Below are 14,053 nucleotides of genomic sequence, written 5' to 3' on the forward strand. Positions count from 1 at the left end.
TTTCCAGCCATTTTCGCGGGGAAGATCAGACCATTGTTCAAGCATTCGCGACTCTAATCGGTGAAGGCCTGGCTGAGCCATCCAACCCATGCGAGCATGCCGCTTCACGCTCGCATCCAGCGGGCAATCCGTCAGCTGATCGTTGATGGACGTCTGAAGCGGGGCAAGCCTTTGCCTGCCTCACGCAGCCTGTCCCAATCGCTCGGCGTGTCCCGGGATACCGTGGAAGCCGCTTATGCACAGCTGCATGCCGAAGGCTTCATCGATCGACGGGTTGGCAGCGGCAGCTTCGTTGCGCAGACCCCGGAATTGCAATCGCGGCAATCCCGCCCGCGCCCCCATGCCACCCGGCAATCATCCTCGCAACTCAGCAGGCGCGGCGATGCGCTGTTCGGGCTTGGCGGTATCACTGAAATTCAGGCACCGCGACCGTTTGCGCCCGGCGTTCCGGACGTGCGGAGCTTTCCACTGGCGATCTGGGAAAGATTGCAACGCCAGGTTATCAAGGAACTTGGCGCGGACGCCCTCTGTCATGCCGATCCGCAAGGCGTGCAGCCGCTTCGCCAGGCCATTGCGGATTATCTCAATCTTGAACGCGGTGCCCGCACCACAGCCGATCAGGTGCTGATCCTGACCTCCTCACAACAGGCCCTGACGTTGTTCGCCACCATGCTATTCGACCCCGGCGAGCGCATCTATATAGAAAACCCGGTCTATCAGGGTGCGCAAAAGGCATTTGATGCAGCCGGGCTCATCTCGGTTCCGGTGGCTGTGGACCAGCAGGGCATGGCCCTTGCTCCTATCATCAGCGACCCCAAGCCGGGGCGGGGTGTTTTTGTGACGCCATCCCATCAGTTTCCGACCGGCACAACGCTTTCACTGAAGCGGCGACTGCAGCTGATAGACTGGGCACAGCGTCACAACGCCTTCATTCTCGAAGATGACTATGACAGTGAATTTCATTATGTCGGAAAGCCCACCGCCTGTCTGCAGGGGCTCGATACCCATGACAGAACCCTCTATATCGGCACCTTCACCAAATCGCTGTTTCCCGGCCTGCGGATTGGCTATGCGGTGCTGCCGCAGAGCCTGGTAAAGCCAATGACCGCCGCCCGCACATTGCTTGACGGGCACAGCGCGTCGATCGCCCAATACACGCTCGCACGCTTCATCGAAGGCGGACATTTCGGCATTCATATCCGCAGCATGCGGCGTATCTATGCCCAGAGACTGGTGGCATTGCAGCAGCTGGTTGACCGGCACCTCTCGGAATTCGTCATCCCACAGGTACCCGCAGGCGGATTGCAGCTGCCCTGCATCCTGGCCTGCAATCTGTGCGAACAGACTGTCGTCGAGGCGGCCGCAAGGATCGGTATCGAATTGATTGGCCTGTCTTCACTGCACGCTGGCACCACCGATAGGAAGGGCTTTCTGATCGGCTTTGCAGCCTATACGCCTTTGCAACTCGAGGCGGCGACCCAGAAACTCGCGGCGCTGTTTCAATCCTTGACAAACAATCCGCATGCGCGGATGCCCGGCAATTCTGCCGGCGCGTTCGCCCCCCATTCGGGACGATCGCGCCCTCGCCGCGATGATCGCGGCTCCGACAACAAAGGCGGCAAATGAACCAGAGCCCAAAGGCCCGCCGCGTTTCGTTCCCGCACCTATTCGCCGGCAATGCGGCGATCAAGCAATTTCATGCTATCAGACGCGGTACAGGGATCTAACAACAACCGGTGGCGGACCATGCAATTGGCAAGACAACAACTCTTTCCGGATTTCAAGATGCAGGATGTGCAAACCAAAGCTGTTCGCTTTGCGGTGATGTCGGCCGGACAAGGCCTGCCGATCCTGCTGCTGCACGGCTATCCGCAAACCATGGCCGCCTGGCACAGGATCGCGCCCGCGCTGGCTTTGTCGCATCAGGTTATTGTCGCGGACCTGCCCGGTTATGGTCGCAGCCGGATCACCGCTGACGCTCAAGGAGCCGGTTCAAAACGCCGTATGGCCGCAAGCCTGGTGGAGATGATGCAAGCCCTTGGCCATCAGCGTTTCGTGGTCTGCGGCCATGATCGCGGTGGACGCGTCGCCTATCGCATGGCACTCGATTATCCTGACATGGTGCTGGGCCTGATCTCGGTGACCGTCGTCCCCACCCCAGAAATGTGGGAGGGGGCCAGCAAAGCCTTCGGTATGGGCGCCTGGCACTGGTTCATGCTCGCCCAGCCCGAACCACTGCCGGAAACACTGCTGTCGGGCGATCCGGGCTTCATCATCGATGCGACCCTGGCAAAAATGGCCGGCAGCCTCGATCAGTTGCATCCCCTCGCCCTTGCCGATTATCGGCAGGCCTTCCGCGACCCTGTGGTGCGGCATGGCATCTGCGAAGACTATCGCGCCGCAGCAGGGATCGATGAAATAGATGATCTTAATGATCGCGCGGCAGGACGGCGGATCACCGCCCCGGTGCTGGTTTTGTGGGAACAGGGCCGAACCTATGGCGGCAACAGGCAACCGCTCGCCATCTGGAATGACTGGGCCAACGATGTTACCGGGCAAGGCCTCTCCGGCGGTCACTTGCTTCCGGAACTGGCCCCGGAAGCACTGCTAGCGCAGATGAGACTGTTCCTCTCCCGGCATGAACAGGCCTTTGCGCATCATTGCAGCGGCTGAAAATGCGCATCGTCCCTGTCATGGAAAACAAGCCGGGAAGGCTAGATGGAAGAGACGTAATAAAATTTTGTTTGCCGGGCCGCGCAGAGAAATCTAAACCATGCGCAGACCGAACAGCACAGGAGCGCCCGCATGGATTTGTCCCCAACCCGCCGACAGGCCCTGATCGGACTGAGTGCTATCGGCGCCAGCGTGGTGCTGGGCTCGCCCGTCCGCGCCGCCACCCGCAATCTTGCCGTTCTGCATCTGGCAAGCCATGCTCCCAGCTATATCGCCTTTGAGCGTGGCTATTTCAAAGATGCCGGGCTCGATATCGCACTGAAATTCTTCGAAGCCGCCCAACCCATGGCGGTGGCGATCGCATCGGGGGATGCGGATTTCGGGGTCACCGCCATGAGCGGCGGTCTGATCAGCCTGGCGGACAAGGGTGCAATCAAGGTGATTGGCGGCGCGCTTTGCGAGGAACAAGGCATCACCGGCAATATCATCCTTGCCTCCAACAAGGCTTATGATGGCGGCCTCACCGATCCCTCCAGGCTCGCCGGGCATAGTTTCGGCATCACCACCGCGGGATCCTCGTTCCATTTCATGGCGCACAAGATTGCAAAAGCCAACAATATTGCGCTTTCCGACATTCAATTGCGGCCGTTGCAAAAGCTCGGCGCGGTGGTTGGTGCCCTGTCGACGGGCCAGATCGACGCCTGGGCCATCCAGCCCAATGTCGCCAGAAAGCTCATCCGTGACGGTGCCGCCAAGCAGATCGGCCTTGTTGCTGATTATGCGCCGGACTATCAGGTGACGACCGCTTTTACCTCAACCCGCAATGCCAGCGATCAACGCGCCATGACCGAGGCTTTCGTCAAAGCCTATTCACGGGCCATTGACGACTATAATGCCGCCTTTGTCGACAATCACACCGATGATGCAGCCCGCGATGATCTCGCGCGGATCGTGCATAAATATGTCGAGAGCGACAGCCCGTTTGAGACAGCACGACAGAACCTGGTTGATGGGGCCATGCGCATCAACAAGGGGCTTGCTCTCTCCCTGTCCAGCTGTATCGAACAACTCGACTGGTTTCGCGCCGAAGGCATGGTCAAGGAAGCGGTGACAAAGGAAAAGCTTTTCGACACCTCCTTTGTCAAAACAATCTAACAAGGTGATGCCGCAACGCTTGATTGGCGGCAGATCGATCAGGATCAGCCAGCAACAGCCTGGCGGATCAGCGCGTTTCGGTGTGGGGAGTTAAATGGATCTGCTGCTTGAAAACATCAGCCATAGCTATGGCCCGGTTGAAGTCCTCAAGGACCTGTCGTTGCGGATACCAAACGGACAGATTGTCTGCGTGATCGGACCTTCGGGCTGCGGGAAATCGACATTGCTGCGTTTCCTGGGTGGACTTGAGCGTCCGACCGCCGGCAAGGTGCTGGCAGTTGGAACGCCGCCGTCAGACTCGCTCAACCCGCTCACTTATGTCTTTCAGCATTTTGCCTTGCTGCCCTGGCGCAGCGTCGAAGGCAACATCCGACTGGTGCTTGAGGATCACCCGATCAGTCGCGCGGAAACCGAGCAGATCATCAGCAATGTGCTCAAACGGACCCGGCTCGTCGACTTCCGCAAGGCTCTGCCCAAGCAGCTCTCGGGCGGGATGCGTCAGCGCGTGGCGATTGCCCGCGCTCTGGCGGTACGGCCGGCGGTGATGCTGATGGATGAGCCCCTGTCGGCCCTTGACAGTCAGACACGCGAATTGCTGATGGACGACCTGGTCACATTGTGGAGCCGCCAACCTTTCACATCCGTCTATGTCACCCACAATCTCAATGAAGCGGTTCGGCTCGGTCATCGCGTGGTTGTGCTGTCGCGGCGCCCGGGAACAATCCGTGAGATCGTCGACATCGATATTCCATTGGGCGAGCGCCGGCTTGGCAATCCCGTGCTGGAAGAAAAGCAAAAGCAACTCTGGGAATTGATGCGGGCGGAGGCCGAGGCCGCAGATCAGGAGCTCATTCATGGTTGAAATCGCCCCGCTCAAGCAACAAGCACAGATCGTGCGTCCGGTGCCGTTTCGCGGGGGCGGCTTCGCACCCCGACCGGTTCGCCATGTCGCGCTCATTCTGTTCATTGCCCTCATCGCGCTGGCCGAAGTCGGAACACGTGTTGGTTTTATTTCCAATCTGACGCTGCCAGGCCCTTCCGCCGTCCTCGAAACATTTGTCCAGCTCTGGCAGACGGGTCTGTTATGGCAGCATCTGTTGCCATCGCTGCGCCGCCTCCTTGTGGGCGCCAGCCTTGGCATTGCAGCCGGCGTCAGCCTTGGTGTGATGATCGGTCTGTTCAGCCATGTGCGCGCCGGTCTGGTACCGCTCGTTGCCGCCTTGTTTCCGATCCCGAAAATCGCGCTGCTGCCGCTGTTTGTCATTTGGTTCGGCATTGACGAGATGTCAAAATATATGCTCATCGCCTTCGGAACATTCACCCCGACGGTCGTTGCGACCTATGGTGCGGTCGACAATGTCGATCGCTCCCTTATCCGTATGGGCCAGAGCTTCGGCCTGGGCTGGTGGTCGATCGTCCGCAAGATCGTGCTGCCCGGCGCCTTCCCTGCCATCCTGTCAGGTTTGCGGGTGTCGATCTCCATCGCCATCATCCTTCTGGTCGCCGCTGAAATGCTGGGCGCGCAGTTCGGCATCGGTTCCTACATTCTGGAAGCCGGATCGCTCTATGATCTCGAAAAGCTGTTTGCCGGTGTAACCATCCTCTCGCTGCTGGGTCTGATTGTCAACGCCATCATCACACAGATCGAAAGACATTTCCTGAACTGGCGTGGTTGATCTTTCGATCATGCCTGCCTTCAGCCCGCCTCGGAAAGCCCGCTTCAGAAGGAAGGGACGACAGGCGAGCTATGAAGTCAAAATCTGCCGCACCCCGCAGACCTCGTTGCAACAAGGCCTGTGGGGTTCGATCCCTCATGCGACATTGAGCACCGTTTCCGCTGCATAGGCCTGATAACCGAGGGCTTCCGCCACCGGTCCGTTGGTAATCCGCCCCCGATGGACATTCAGCCCATTGCGCAAATGCCTGTCCTCGGCAAGCGCACGCAACCCCCGGTCAGCGAGCGCAAGCCCGTGACGCAGCGTGGCATTGTTAAGCGCATGGGCTGCAGTAACCGGCACCGCACCGGGCATATTGGCCACACAATAATGCAGAATTCCCTCCACCAGATAGGTCGGGTCAGAATGCGTGGTCGGCCTGGAGGTTTCACAACAACCGCCCTGATCAATCGCCACATCGACGATGACCGCGCCAGTTTTCATGCCCGACAACATGTCATGGCTGACCAGTTTGGGGGCGGCTGCGCCCGGTATCAGCACGGCGCCGATCACCAGATCCGCCGCAAAGACCTCATCCTCAATCGCCTGCAGACTGGCATAACGCGTATGCACACGTCCCGCCAGCAAATCATCGAGCTGGCGCAGACGCGGCAGAGAACGGTCGAGAATGGTGACATCGGACCCGAGTCCGACGGCCATCCGGGCCGCATGCAATCCGACCACCCCGCCGCCGATGATGGTGGTCTTGGCTGGCAGCACGCCCGGCACGCCACCCAGCAGGATGCCGCGTCCACCATTGGCTTTCTGTAACGCAGTCGCGCCCGCTTGAATGGACAGTCGGCCGGCCACTTCCGACATCGGCGCCAGCAGGGGCAAACCACCACGATCATCGGTCACCGTTTCATAGGCGATGGCTGTCACACCCGATGAAAGCAAACCCTTGGTCTGCTCTTTATCAGGAGCCAGGTGCAGATAGGTGTAAAGGATCTGGCCCTCGCGCAGTTGTTCCCATTCTTCGGGCTGCGGCTCTTTCACCTTCACGATCATGTCGCATTTTGAGAAGATTTCCTGCGAGGACGCGACGATCCGCGCGCCGGCTGCACTGTAATTGGCGTCATCGGCGCCGATGCCGGCTCCGGCGCTGGTTTCCACCAGGACATCATGGCCATGGGCCACGTAGTCACGCACTGCATCGGGGGTCAGCCCAACACGATATTCATGGTTCTTGATTTCCTTCGGGCAACCGACACGCATAGACGTTCCTCTCTGTTCGCCCACGTTCTGTGGGTCATTATCCATTCTGAAATCAAACCATCTCCAGCACGCAATGTCCTTGCAAAGAGGATTTGCAACCATCGGTATTCTGGTGGATTATTGCGTACCCAGCCCTTTGTTTCGAAGGTTCTTCGAATGAGCACTCTTGATCCGATTGATCTTGCAATCCTCAGGACCTTGCAGGCCAATGCCCGTATCACCAATGCGGAGCTTGCAGAAAAAGTCGGTCTGTCGCCATCTGCTTGTTCGCGCCGGCTCGACAGTCTGGAAAAGAACCAGATCATTGCCGGCTATCACGCTCGCCTGTCACCCAAAGCTCTGGATTATCGGATGATCGCGATTGTCCATATTTCCTTGTCGGGCCAGTTTACCAAAACCCTCGCCGAGTTCGAGGCCGCAGTCAAACGGTGCCCCAATGTGCTGGTCTGCTATCTGATGTCGGGGGAATATGATTACATCCTGCGGGTCGCAGCAAAAGATCTCGAAGACTACGAACGCATTCACCGCGACTGGCTGTCCGCGCTGCCGCATGTGGTCAAGATCAATTCAAGCTTCGCTTTGCGGGAGATCGTCGACCGGCCCTATGTCGGACCTCATCAGACTTAAGAGCGTCATAGGGCAAGAAAGAGCCCGGCGCGGGCGACGGGCTCTCCCGAGACAACTTACTTTTTGTCGTTTGACTGGCTGGATTTGCCCGTCTGGCCACTGCCAGACTTCTTCTCTTCATTCTTATGGCTCTGCTCGCCAGCCTTGACATGCTGTTCGTGGCTTCCGCCTTGCTTGCCAGAAGCCTGTTTCTTGTTATCCTGCTGATTGTTCGCCATGGTCATTCCTCCACATGTACCGGAATGGTACGGCGTCCTAACCGGGGCGATCAGAAAAAGTTTCACCCGCAACGCCTGAATGTCATGCAACGTACCAAACGAACTCTGAGCAGCTTCGCGCCGCGTTGTCGTCGGTCTTCAGCCTTGTCCGCAGGCTGGAGATCAGGGCTTCTCGCCAAGCATTTGCAAAGCCTCCCGATAGCCTCTGCTGCGCTCCGCGTCCTCGCGGTGAAGACGCAGATTATCCCGCAAATCGGCGATCTTGACCGGTCGGGCAATTGGATTGGAGCAGGCACGCTTCACAAAGAGCAGATGGTCTTCATCATCGCGACGCGTGATGGCATTGAGCGCTAAGACAATATCGTCATCAAAGCCAAAGGAATAAATATCATTCAGTGATGTCGCCTTATGCTCAATCATATCATGCATGACAGCAAGTATCTGTGTTTCCCTTGTGGTCTGCGCCATCATCACCCGCAAGGCATGCAGGATATAGGGATCCCCGTTGCAATCCTTCTGATCCATATGGGCGGCTGCGGCAACCGCGATCGCTGTTTCCAGATTACTCAATTGTCTCTCCTGCCCGACGGCTTGTTGGGGTGGCACTGCTTGCTGCGGCCGATAACACAATCCTCAGCAAAGATAAATTTGCCAGAGCGAGCGGCACAAAAACCGACTGTTTCAAACATTCCGTGACTCCTGCTCAAAAAAGCGTATAGTCGTCGCATCGTCACCAATACGAATATGTAGGCGGTGACGGCTAAGGGTTATTTGTGCTCTTGCCTGCTAGCAAGGAGGAGCACGGATGGTACTCCCCAATCATGCATGCAGCCATCTCGAAGATGATTTGCTCGACAATTCCCTAATCGATAATGATCTGTGCTTGATGCTTGGCCGGCGAGCCGAACATTATTCACCCGGGCGTCGCATGCAAAATCGCATTGTCGAAGCAACGATCGCGCGGCTGATCGACTCTCCCCAACAATTATCGGAAGGTGACCCCGACCGGGTGCTGTTTGCCGTGCTGCATCAGGTTGCTGTCGATCTTCTGCAGATGCCGATACCATTGTTGGGCTTTCCAGAGGACGCGGCTGAGGCTGCGGAATGAATCTGCGTTAGAACCCTCAGCCATGGTGCCCGCGCGAAGCTTGCAATTGATCAAAGGTTGTTCGGAATAAACCAAAGTCCGACATGACCCACCAACGGCTTAATGGTAGAAAACTCCCCTCAACCCAGGGGGGAAGAAATGGGACACGATGCTGATCTGCACAAATCAGAAATTTTGAACGCATTGCTGGCGCAAGCAAAAGATGCAACTGCGGCCCGCAATGAATTTCCACGCGCAAACTGGCTCGACCGGATGCCGGCGAGTTATTTTTCTGCATTGGCGGGTTGTTGTATCCTCGCTACACTGTTTCTCATCACCACACTTGTTTGACAGCCGGCTCGCGCTTTTTTGGTGACCACAACATAGGCACTCAGCCAGGTTTGATCCCTTCTGATCTCGCAGTGGTGGCTGCACGACATCCCCATAGGGCCGCGCGACGCTTGAGCGCCCGATGCACACACGCCAACCGCGCGCGCCGCTGCCTACACCCGGTCAGCAACAGGATGGCGTAACAAACGGGACCAATAATTTCCCAAAACTGATTTGCACTCTCGGCACCCCAGCCCCTTTTCATCGCGCCATCGTCGATCATGGCCTGCGCAATCCCATGACCTGCAACTATTCATCCATCACTATCGGTGATAATGCAGCCAGCAGCGCAGCAAAGGAATAACAGGTCGATGGACATTTTCGCGGGTGGCAAAACAACTGTTCTGGTTGTCGAAGATGAAGCACTGTTGCGCCTTGTCGCCGTCGGCGAGCTCGAGGATGCCGGCATGGCAACCTTGGAAGCGGAGAATGGCAGCCAGGCGCTGGAGATCCTGGGTTGCAATCGCAGCATTGATGTCGTCTTCACCGATATCGATATGCCCGGTGCCATCAATGGCATTGAACTGGCCAATATCGTCCGCGAAACCTATCCGCATATGCGGGTGATTGTCGTTTCTGGTCTTAGCAACATCGAAAATACCACACTGCACAAGGCTATTCCCTTTTATTCCAAACCCTATGACATGGCGCGCATTATTGAGCAGATGCAGGCGATTGAGCGGATTGCCCGACCTCAAGACCAGACCCAATCCGACATCTGAACCGCATGGCTCGCTTTTCGAGGATGGACCGCTCGGACCGACACTTTCCGCGATGCGAAGATGCCGCTATAGCAAGACAATAATGGCAGAGGCGGGGGGAAATGGTTCACACAATCATTGCCCAAGGCAAAGTCATTCGGCTGTTCATCGCCGCAATCATAGCGATTATCCCTGCTCTCTTGCCGGTCTCGCAAGGCAGGACGCAAGACCTGCCTCCCTATCAAACCCTGGAGGTTCGCAGGCTGTGTGCGCCCACCCAGATCAGCCGGACGCCCGGCCAGAGGGCCAACCAGACAGGTCACATTCTGCTGAATTCTGGCGGTGAGGTCAGACTGGTCGACATCACATTTGGCCCCGATCGTCGGCCTTATTTCGCGGTCGACTATGCAACAGGCAAAGGCCTAGAGCGCGCAAAAGGCTTTGTCCCGATCGAAAACGCCTCCAACTTCTGTGGATTTTCACAGCGCGCGGAAAATGGTCAGCCCTTTGTTTCCCCGCCCAACACCTGCCATCTCATCGCCGCTGTAGCCCCCTCACTCGCCGCTTTGAACAGCCAGGCGCGGGCGCTAGCGGCCTTCCGCCCATCAATGGCGGCGTACCTCCAGTCCGACGGTCATTATGCGCTGTCGCTGGGCCTGCTGAATATCAAAGCCAGTAGCAGCATTCTCGCGCGCGCAACACGGCTGCCAGAAAACAGTCATTGCTCGACCGGCATCGCATTCATCGCTTCGCTGGTAAAGACCGGCAGCGCATTCTCGCAACCTGAAACAGCGGGTTATGCCTCCACAGAAGAGCGGCTTGCCGCCGCAGGCGCGCTGCTGCAGGCTGCAGCTCAGACGCAAGACAGCAATGGCCTCAGGAAAGCCTGCCATCTGGGACTGGGCTCGGCTTGCAGTCTTTACGCGCAGGCGATCTATGACGCGGCGGATCCCGACGGGGACCTGCCTGCAACCGTGACCCATTATGCCTTGCTTGGCTGCATGAGCGGCGATGTTCTGGGCTGCAAGCTGGCGATCAATCGTTCCGAGAACACGCTGAAAAATGCCCAGTTTAGCGCAATCGAAGGTGGCACCGGCGATGCCAACGATCTTGTCACCCCGGAACTCGCCAAGCCAGGCTGTGATGCAGGTGACGCTGTGAGTTGCGTTTTACTGGCACGTGGAACCGCAAGCACCACCACCGCAACAGCTGTCGAGGCAAGCTCCAATTTTGCCGCCCTCTATACAGCCTGCGGTGCCGGCATTGCCTTTGTCTGTCGTGATCTTCCCGACAGTTTTGATCCGGTCATAAGCGCGCGTGGCCAGGCAGTATCCGCAACACCGGACGAAAATTATGCGCTGGCTGCCTTTCTCGAGGAAAGCTGCGAACCGGGCCCCTCACGAGCCAACCATATCCATTGCAAACCTGCCTATTACAAATATCGTGACTTTCTGCAGGACACGGAGCCAGATCGCCTCGAAAAGCCCCGTCTGACAAAGACCAAAGCCCTGCTCGAGCGCGGCTGCGCTGACGGCGATCCATCGGCCTGTATCGCACAAACACGGCTTGCGGCGCACTGGGCCTTGGATGCCCGCAATCACAGCGCAGCCCGCGCGATCGCTCTTTGCGCAGAGCAGACTGAGAAGGATAGTGCCTGCACCGGGCTGGGGTCGGCGCTCGATCCCGGCCTTGCTGCGGCAGCGCCGGCACAAAATGACAGCTATCAGGCTCTTTCCAACAGCTGTCGCACCGATACATCCGCCAGCGGACCGCAGGCCTGCGCGGCAGCCGTCGCTGCCGCTCTCGCTTCCAAAGACATCAAGCGACCACAACTTGAAGCCATGCTCGACAGTGCCTGCGGCGATGAAACAATCAATGGATGTCAGGCATTGGCCTCATTGCTGTTCGCCAATACCAAGGAGCAATCGCCGCCCCCGATCAAAGCCGACAACGATGCCAGGGCGTTGGCGGCCCTTGAAAAAGGCTGTCGTTTCGACAATGCGCCAGCAAGCACCTGTCTGTCGCTGGCGCGACTGCATGGCGACGCCGGTGAAATTGCTGCAGCGATGAACCTGTTTGAAAAAGGCTGCGCCGCTCAGATCGCGCAGAGCAGCAATAGGCCGGAAACCGTCAGCCTCTGCTACGAGGCCGCAAAATTCGCGTTGCAACACAAGACGCATTATCCGGCAGCGCTGCAATGGGCGGACTTTGCCTGCAAGGCCGCCGATCCCGGGCTTTCGCCTTATGCCTGTAAACTGATCGGCAATATTTACGCTCTCGGCCTCGGCACCGCTGTCAACGCCCAGCAAGCAGCAATGGCCTACCAGAGCGGCTGTTTCCATCCTTTCGTCGCCACCACCGATGGCGAAGCCTGCATAAGATATGGCAATCTTCTGCTTGGAGCAAAGCCCCCGATCGTGCTGGCCGGTGACGCCTATGCTGGCGATCAAACCGCGGCCAGCTTGATTACCGAAGCCTCACGCGCATACGACATGGGCTGCATGGACAATATAGAGCAGGCCTGTCAGCTTAACCGGACATTGCTCGAAGACTGGAGCAGGGGCCGCTATCCCCATGACCGCACCACCTGCAGCGTTAAGGATGATGCCGGAACAACCCGATCTGAAAAAACCTGCCGCAGGTTTTCCTTCTATCAGGCGGCAGCCGAACGCAAACCAGGACGTCGTCAGCTTCGTCTCAACGTCCATGTCTGGCCTGATGGCGATAAAACCGTGATCTATCAGGACAATGGCCGTTGGCGTCTCAATGAAGTGATCACCGATGGTCCCCAGCGCAAATCCGACATGACGTGCTGGCGCAACCCGATCTCAAAACGCAGTTTTTGCGCAAAGCCCTTATGACGCGCGTGCCTCGCTATCAGCTGCCCCTGTCAGGCGGCCCCTGTCAGCCTGTCCATGTCAGGCTGCCCATGTCAGGAGAATGTCAGGCGAATGTCAGCAGAAACCAACCCGGTCGAAGAAGGTGATTGACGAACAAAACGAGAACTTCTAATCTTGGTTCATGGCTTCCATGACCCTGCAAAGAAAACTTGAAATCCTGTCGGATGCGGCAAAATACGACGCATCCTGTGCTTCCAGTGGTGGCGAAAAGCGCAATGCCCTGAAAGGGGGCCTGGGATCCTCCGGGGGCTCGGGGATTTGTCATGCCTATGCGCCCGATGGGCGCTGCATTTCTCTTCTCAAAATCCTGATGACCAATTTTTGCATGTTCGATTGCGCCTATTGCGTCAACCGGGTTTCCAGCAATGTCGAACGCACGCGCTTTTCCGTTGACGAGATTGTCACCCTGACCCTCGAATTTTATCGCAGGAACTATATTGAAGGCCTGTTTCTGTCGTCGGGGATTATCCGATCACCCGATCAGACAATGGGGGACATGGCGCTGATCGCCCGCAAATTGCGGACCTTGCACGGTTTCAAGGGTTATATCCATCTCAAGACAATTCCGGATGCGGCCCCTGAGCTCATTCGGGAGGCCGGGCTTTATGCAGACCGACTCTCAATCAATGTCGAATTGCCACAGGACCAAAGCGTACGGCAACTCGCCCCTGAAAAGCGCCCGGAAACCATCCGCGCCACCATGGCTCAGGTCCGGCTTGAAGGCGAGGCAGCTTCTGACAAGACCATCACAGGGCGCAAGCCGCCAAAATTTGCGCCTGCCGGGCAAAGCACCCAGATGATTATTGGCGCCGATAGCTCCAATGATGCCACTATCCTCAATACCGCCGTCCGGCTCTATACCGGCTACAAGCTGCGCCGGGTCTATTATTCCGCCTTCAGTCCGATCCCCGATGCAACCAAGGCATTGCCCTTGATCAGGCCACCGCTTGAACGCGAACATCGTCTTTATCAGGCAGACTGGTTAATGCGGTTTTATGGCTATGAGGCCTCGGAAATAACCGCAGGCACCCGCGACGGATTTCTCGATCTGGATATCGATCCCAAACTTGCCTGGGCACTGCAGAATCGCGGCCATTTTCCGGTTGATATCAATAAGGGATCACGGGAAATGCTGCTGCGTGTTCCCGGTTTTGGCGTCCGAACCGTCGATCGCATCATCAGCGCGCGTCGGCTGCAGCCGTTGCGGATCGGCGATCTCGTGCGCATCGGTGCACTGACACGCAAGGCCAAACCATTCATCACCGTCACCGACTGGACCCCCGGATTGGTGCTCGACAGTGCGAATTTGCGACAGCGTTTCATGCCCGCGCCCAAACAGTTGAGTTTGCTCTGACAGGAAAAGATTGAAAGC

15 protein-coding genes are annotated in these 14,053 nt (G+C 57.6%); 12 read left to right on the top strand and 3 right to left on the bottom strand.

From position 1 onward, the window contains the following. Nucleotides 1–96: 96 nt before the first annotated feature. The 5 genes from pdxR to CEV34_RS17140 all read left to right on the top strand — a co-directional run bounded on the left by pdxR (nucleotide 97) and on the right by CEV34_RS17140 (nucleotide 5,504). Nucleotides 97–1,626: a MocR-like pyridoxine biosynthesis transcription factor PdxR gene (gene pdxR, locus CEV34_RS17120; protein WP_094544113.1), complete on the top strand. Its 1,530-nt coding sequence runs from the start codon at nucleotides 97–99 to the stop codon at nucleotides 1,624–1,626. Between the two features lie 120 nt (nucleotides 1,627–1,746). Next, complete coding sequence (locus CEV34_RS17125) at nucleotides 1,747–2,673, top strand: alpha/beta hydrolase (RefSeq protein WP_094544114.1); 927 nt, start codon at nucleotides 1,747–1,749, stop codon at nucleotides 2,671–2,673. 132 nt (nucleotides 2,674–2,805) lie between these two features. Then, entirely contained in the window at nucleotides 2,806–3,828 is a 1,023-nt protein-coding gene (locus CEV34_RS17130) for an ABC transporter substrate-binding protein (RefSeq protein ID WP_094544115.1), read from the top strand. 94 nt (nucleotides 3,829–3,922) lie between these two features. Continuing rightward, entirely contained in the window at nucleotides 3,923–4,690 is a 768-nt protein-coding gene (locus tag CEV34_RS17135) for an ABC transporter ATP-binding protein (protein WP_007881322.1), read from the top strand. Further along, nucleotides 4,683–5,504, top strand: a complete 822-nt coding sequence (locus CEV34_RS17140; RefSeq protein ID WP_094544116.1) for an ABC transporter permease — start codon at nucleotides 4,683–4,685, stop codon at nucleotides 5,502–5,504. The genes CEV34_RS17135 and CEV34_RS17140 overlap by 8 nt, the downstream gene beginning before the upstream one ends. Before the next feature lie 135 nt (nucleotides 5,505–5,639). Here the strand turns inward: CEV34_RS17140 and ald are convergent, their stop codons facing one another. Next, entirely contained in the window at nucleotides 5,640–6,758 is a 1,119-nt protein-coding gene (gene ald / locus CEV34_RS17145) for an alanine dehydrogenase (RefSeq protein WP_094544117.1), read from the bottom strand. 156 nt (nucleotides 6,759–6,914) lie between these two features. On the opposite strand from ald, the gene CEV34_RS17150 reads away from it, so the two are divergent. Next, the gene (locus CEV34_RS17150) at nucleotides 6,915–7,385 is read left to right on the top strand and encodes an Lrp/AsnC family transcriptional regulator (RefSeq protein ID WP_064323058.1); all 471 of its coding nucleotides are present in this window, start codon (nucleotides 6,915–6,917) and stop codon (nucleotides 7,383–7,385) included. Nucleotides 7,386–7,441: 56 nt separating this feature from the next. Here the strand turns inward: CEV34_RS17150 and CEV34_RS27100 are convergent, their stop codons facing one another. After that, nucleotides 7,442–7,603, bottom strand: coding sequence for a hypothetical protein (locus CEV34_RS27100; protein WP_167659796.1), 162 nt, complete (start codon nucleotides 7,601–7,603; stop codon nucleotides 7,442–7,444). 162 nt (nucleotides 7,604–7,765) lie between these two features. Continuing rightward, entirely contained in the window at nucleotides 7,766–8,173 is a 408-nt protein-coding gene (locus tag CEV34_RS17155) for a hypothetical protein (protein ID WP_094544118.1), read from the bottom strand. Nucleotides 8,174–8,408: 235 nt separating this feature from the next. Here CEV34_RS17155 and CEV34_RS17160 point away from each other — a divergent pair, with 235 nt between their 5' ends. From CEV34_RS17160 to CEV34_RS17185, 6 genes are all read left to right on the top strand, one after another. Next, nucleotides 8,409–8,711, top strand: coding sequence for a hypothetical protein (locus tag CEV34_RS17160; protein WP_094544119.1), 303 nt, complete (start codon nucleotides 8,409–8,411; stop codon nucleotides 8,709–8,711). 138 nt (nucleotides 8,712–8,849) lie between these two features. Beyond that, nucleotides 8,850–9,041, top strand: coding sequence for a hypothetical protein (locus CEV34_RS17165; RefSeq protein WP_094544120.1), 192 nt, complete (start codon nucleotides 8,850–8,852; stop codon nucleotides 9,039–9,041). Nucleotides 9,042–9,162: 121 nt separating this feature from the next. Then, nucleotides 9,163–9,384, top strand: a complete 222-nt coding sequence (locus tag CEV34_RS17170; protein ID WP_094544121.1) for a hypothetical protein — start codon at nucleotides 9,163–9,165, stop codon at nucleotides 9,382–9,384. Between the two features lie 7 nt (nucleotides 9,385–9,391). After that, nucleotides 9,392–9,802 (top strand): response regulator, encoded by a 411-nt coding sequence (locus tag CEV34_RS17175; RefSeq protein WP_094544122.1) that lies wholly within the window; start codon nucleotides 9,392–9,394, stop codon nucleotides 9,800–9,802. A gap of 101 nt (nucleotides 9,803–9,903) precedes the next feature. Further along, a complete protein-coding gene (locus CEV34_RS17180; RefSeq protein ID WP_094544123.1) occupies nucleotides 9,904–12,642 on the top strand; it encodes an SEL1-like repeat protein in 2,739 nt (912 codons plus the stop codon). 169 nt (nucleotides 12,643–12,811) lie between these two features. Continuing rightward, entirely contained in the window at nucleotides 12,812–14,035 is a 1,224-nt protein-coding gene (locus CEV34_RS17185) for a putative DNA modification/repair radical SAM protein (protein ID WP_210199576.1), read from the top strand. Nucleotides 14,036–14,053: the final 18 nt, after the last annotated feature.

The sequence above is a fragment of the Brucella pseudogrignonensis genome, from assembly GCF_002252525.1.
In the GTDB taxonomy this organism is placed as follows: domain Bacteria; phylum Pseudomonadota; class Alphaproteobacteria; order Rhizobiales; family Rhizobiaceae; genus Brucella; species Brucella pseudogrignonensis.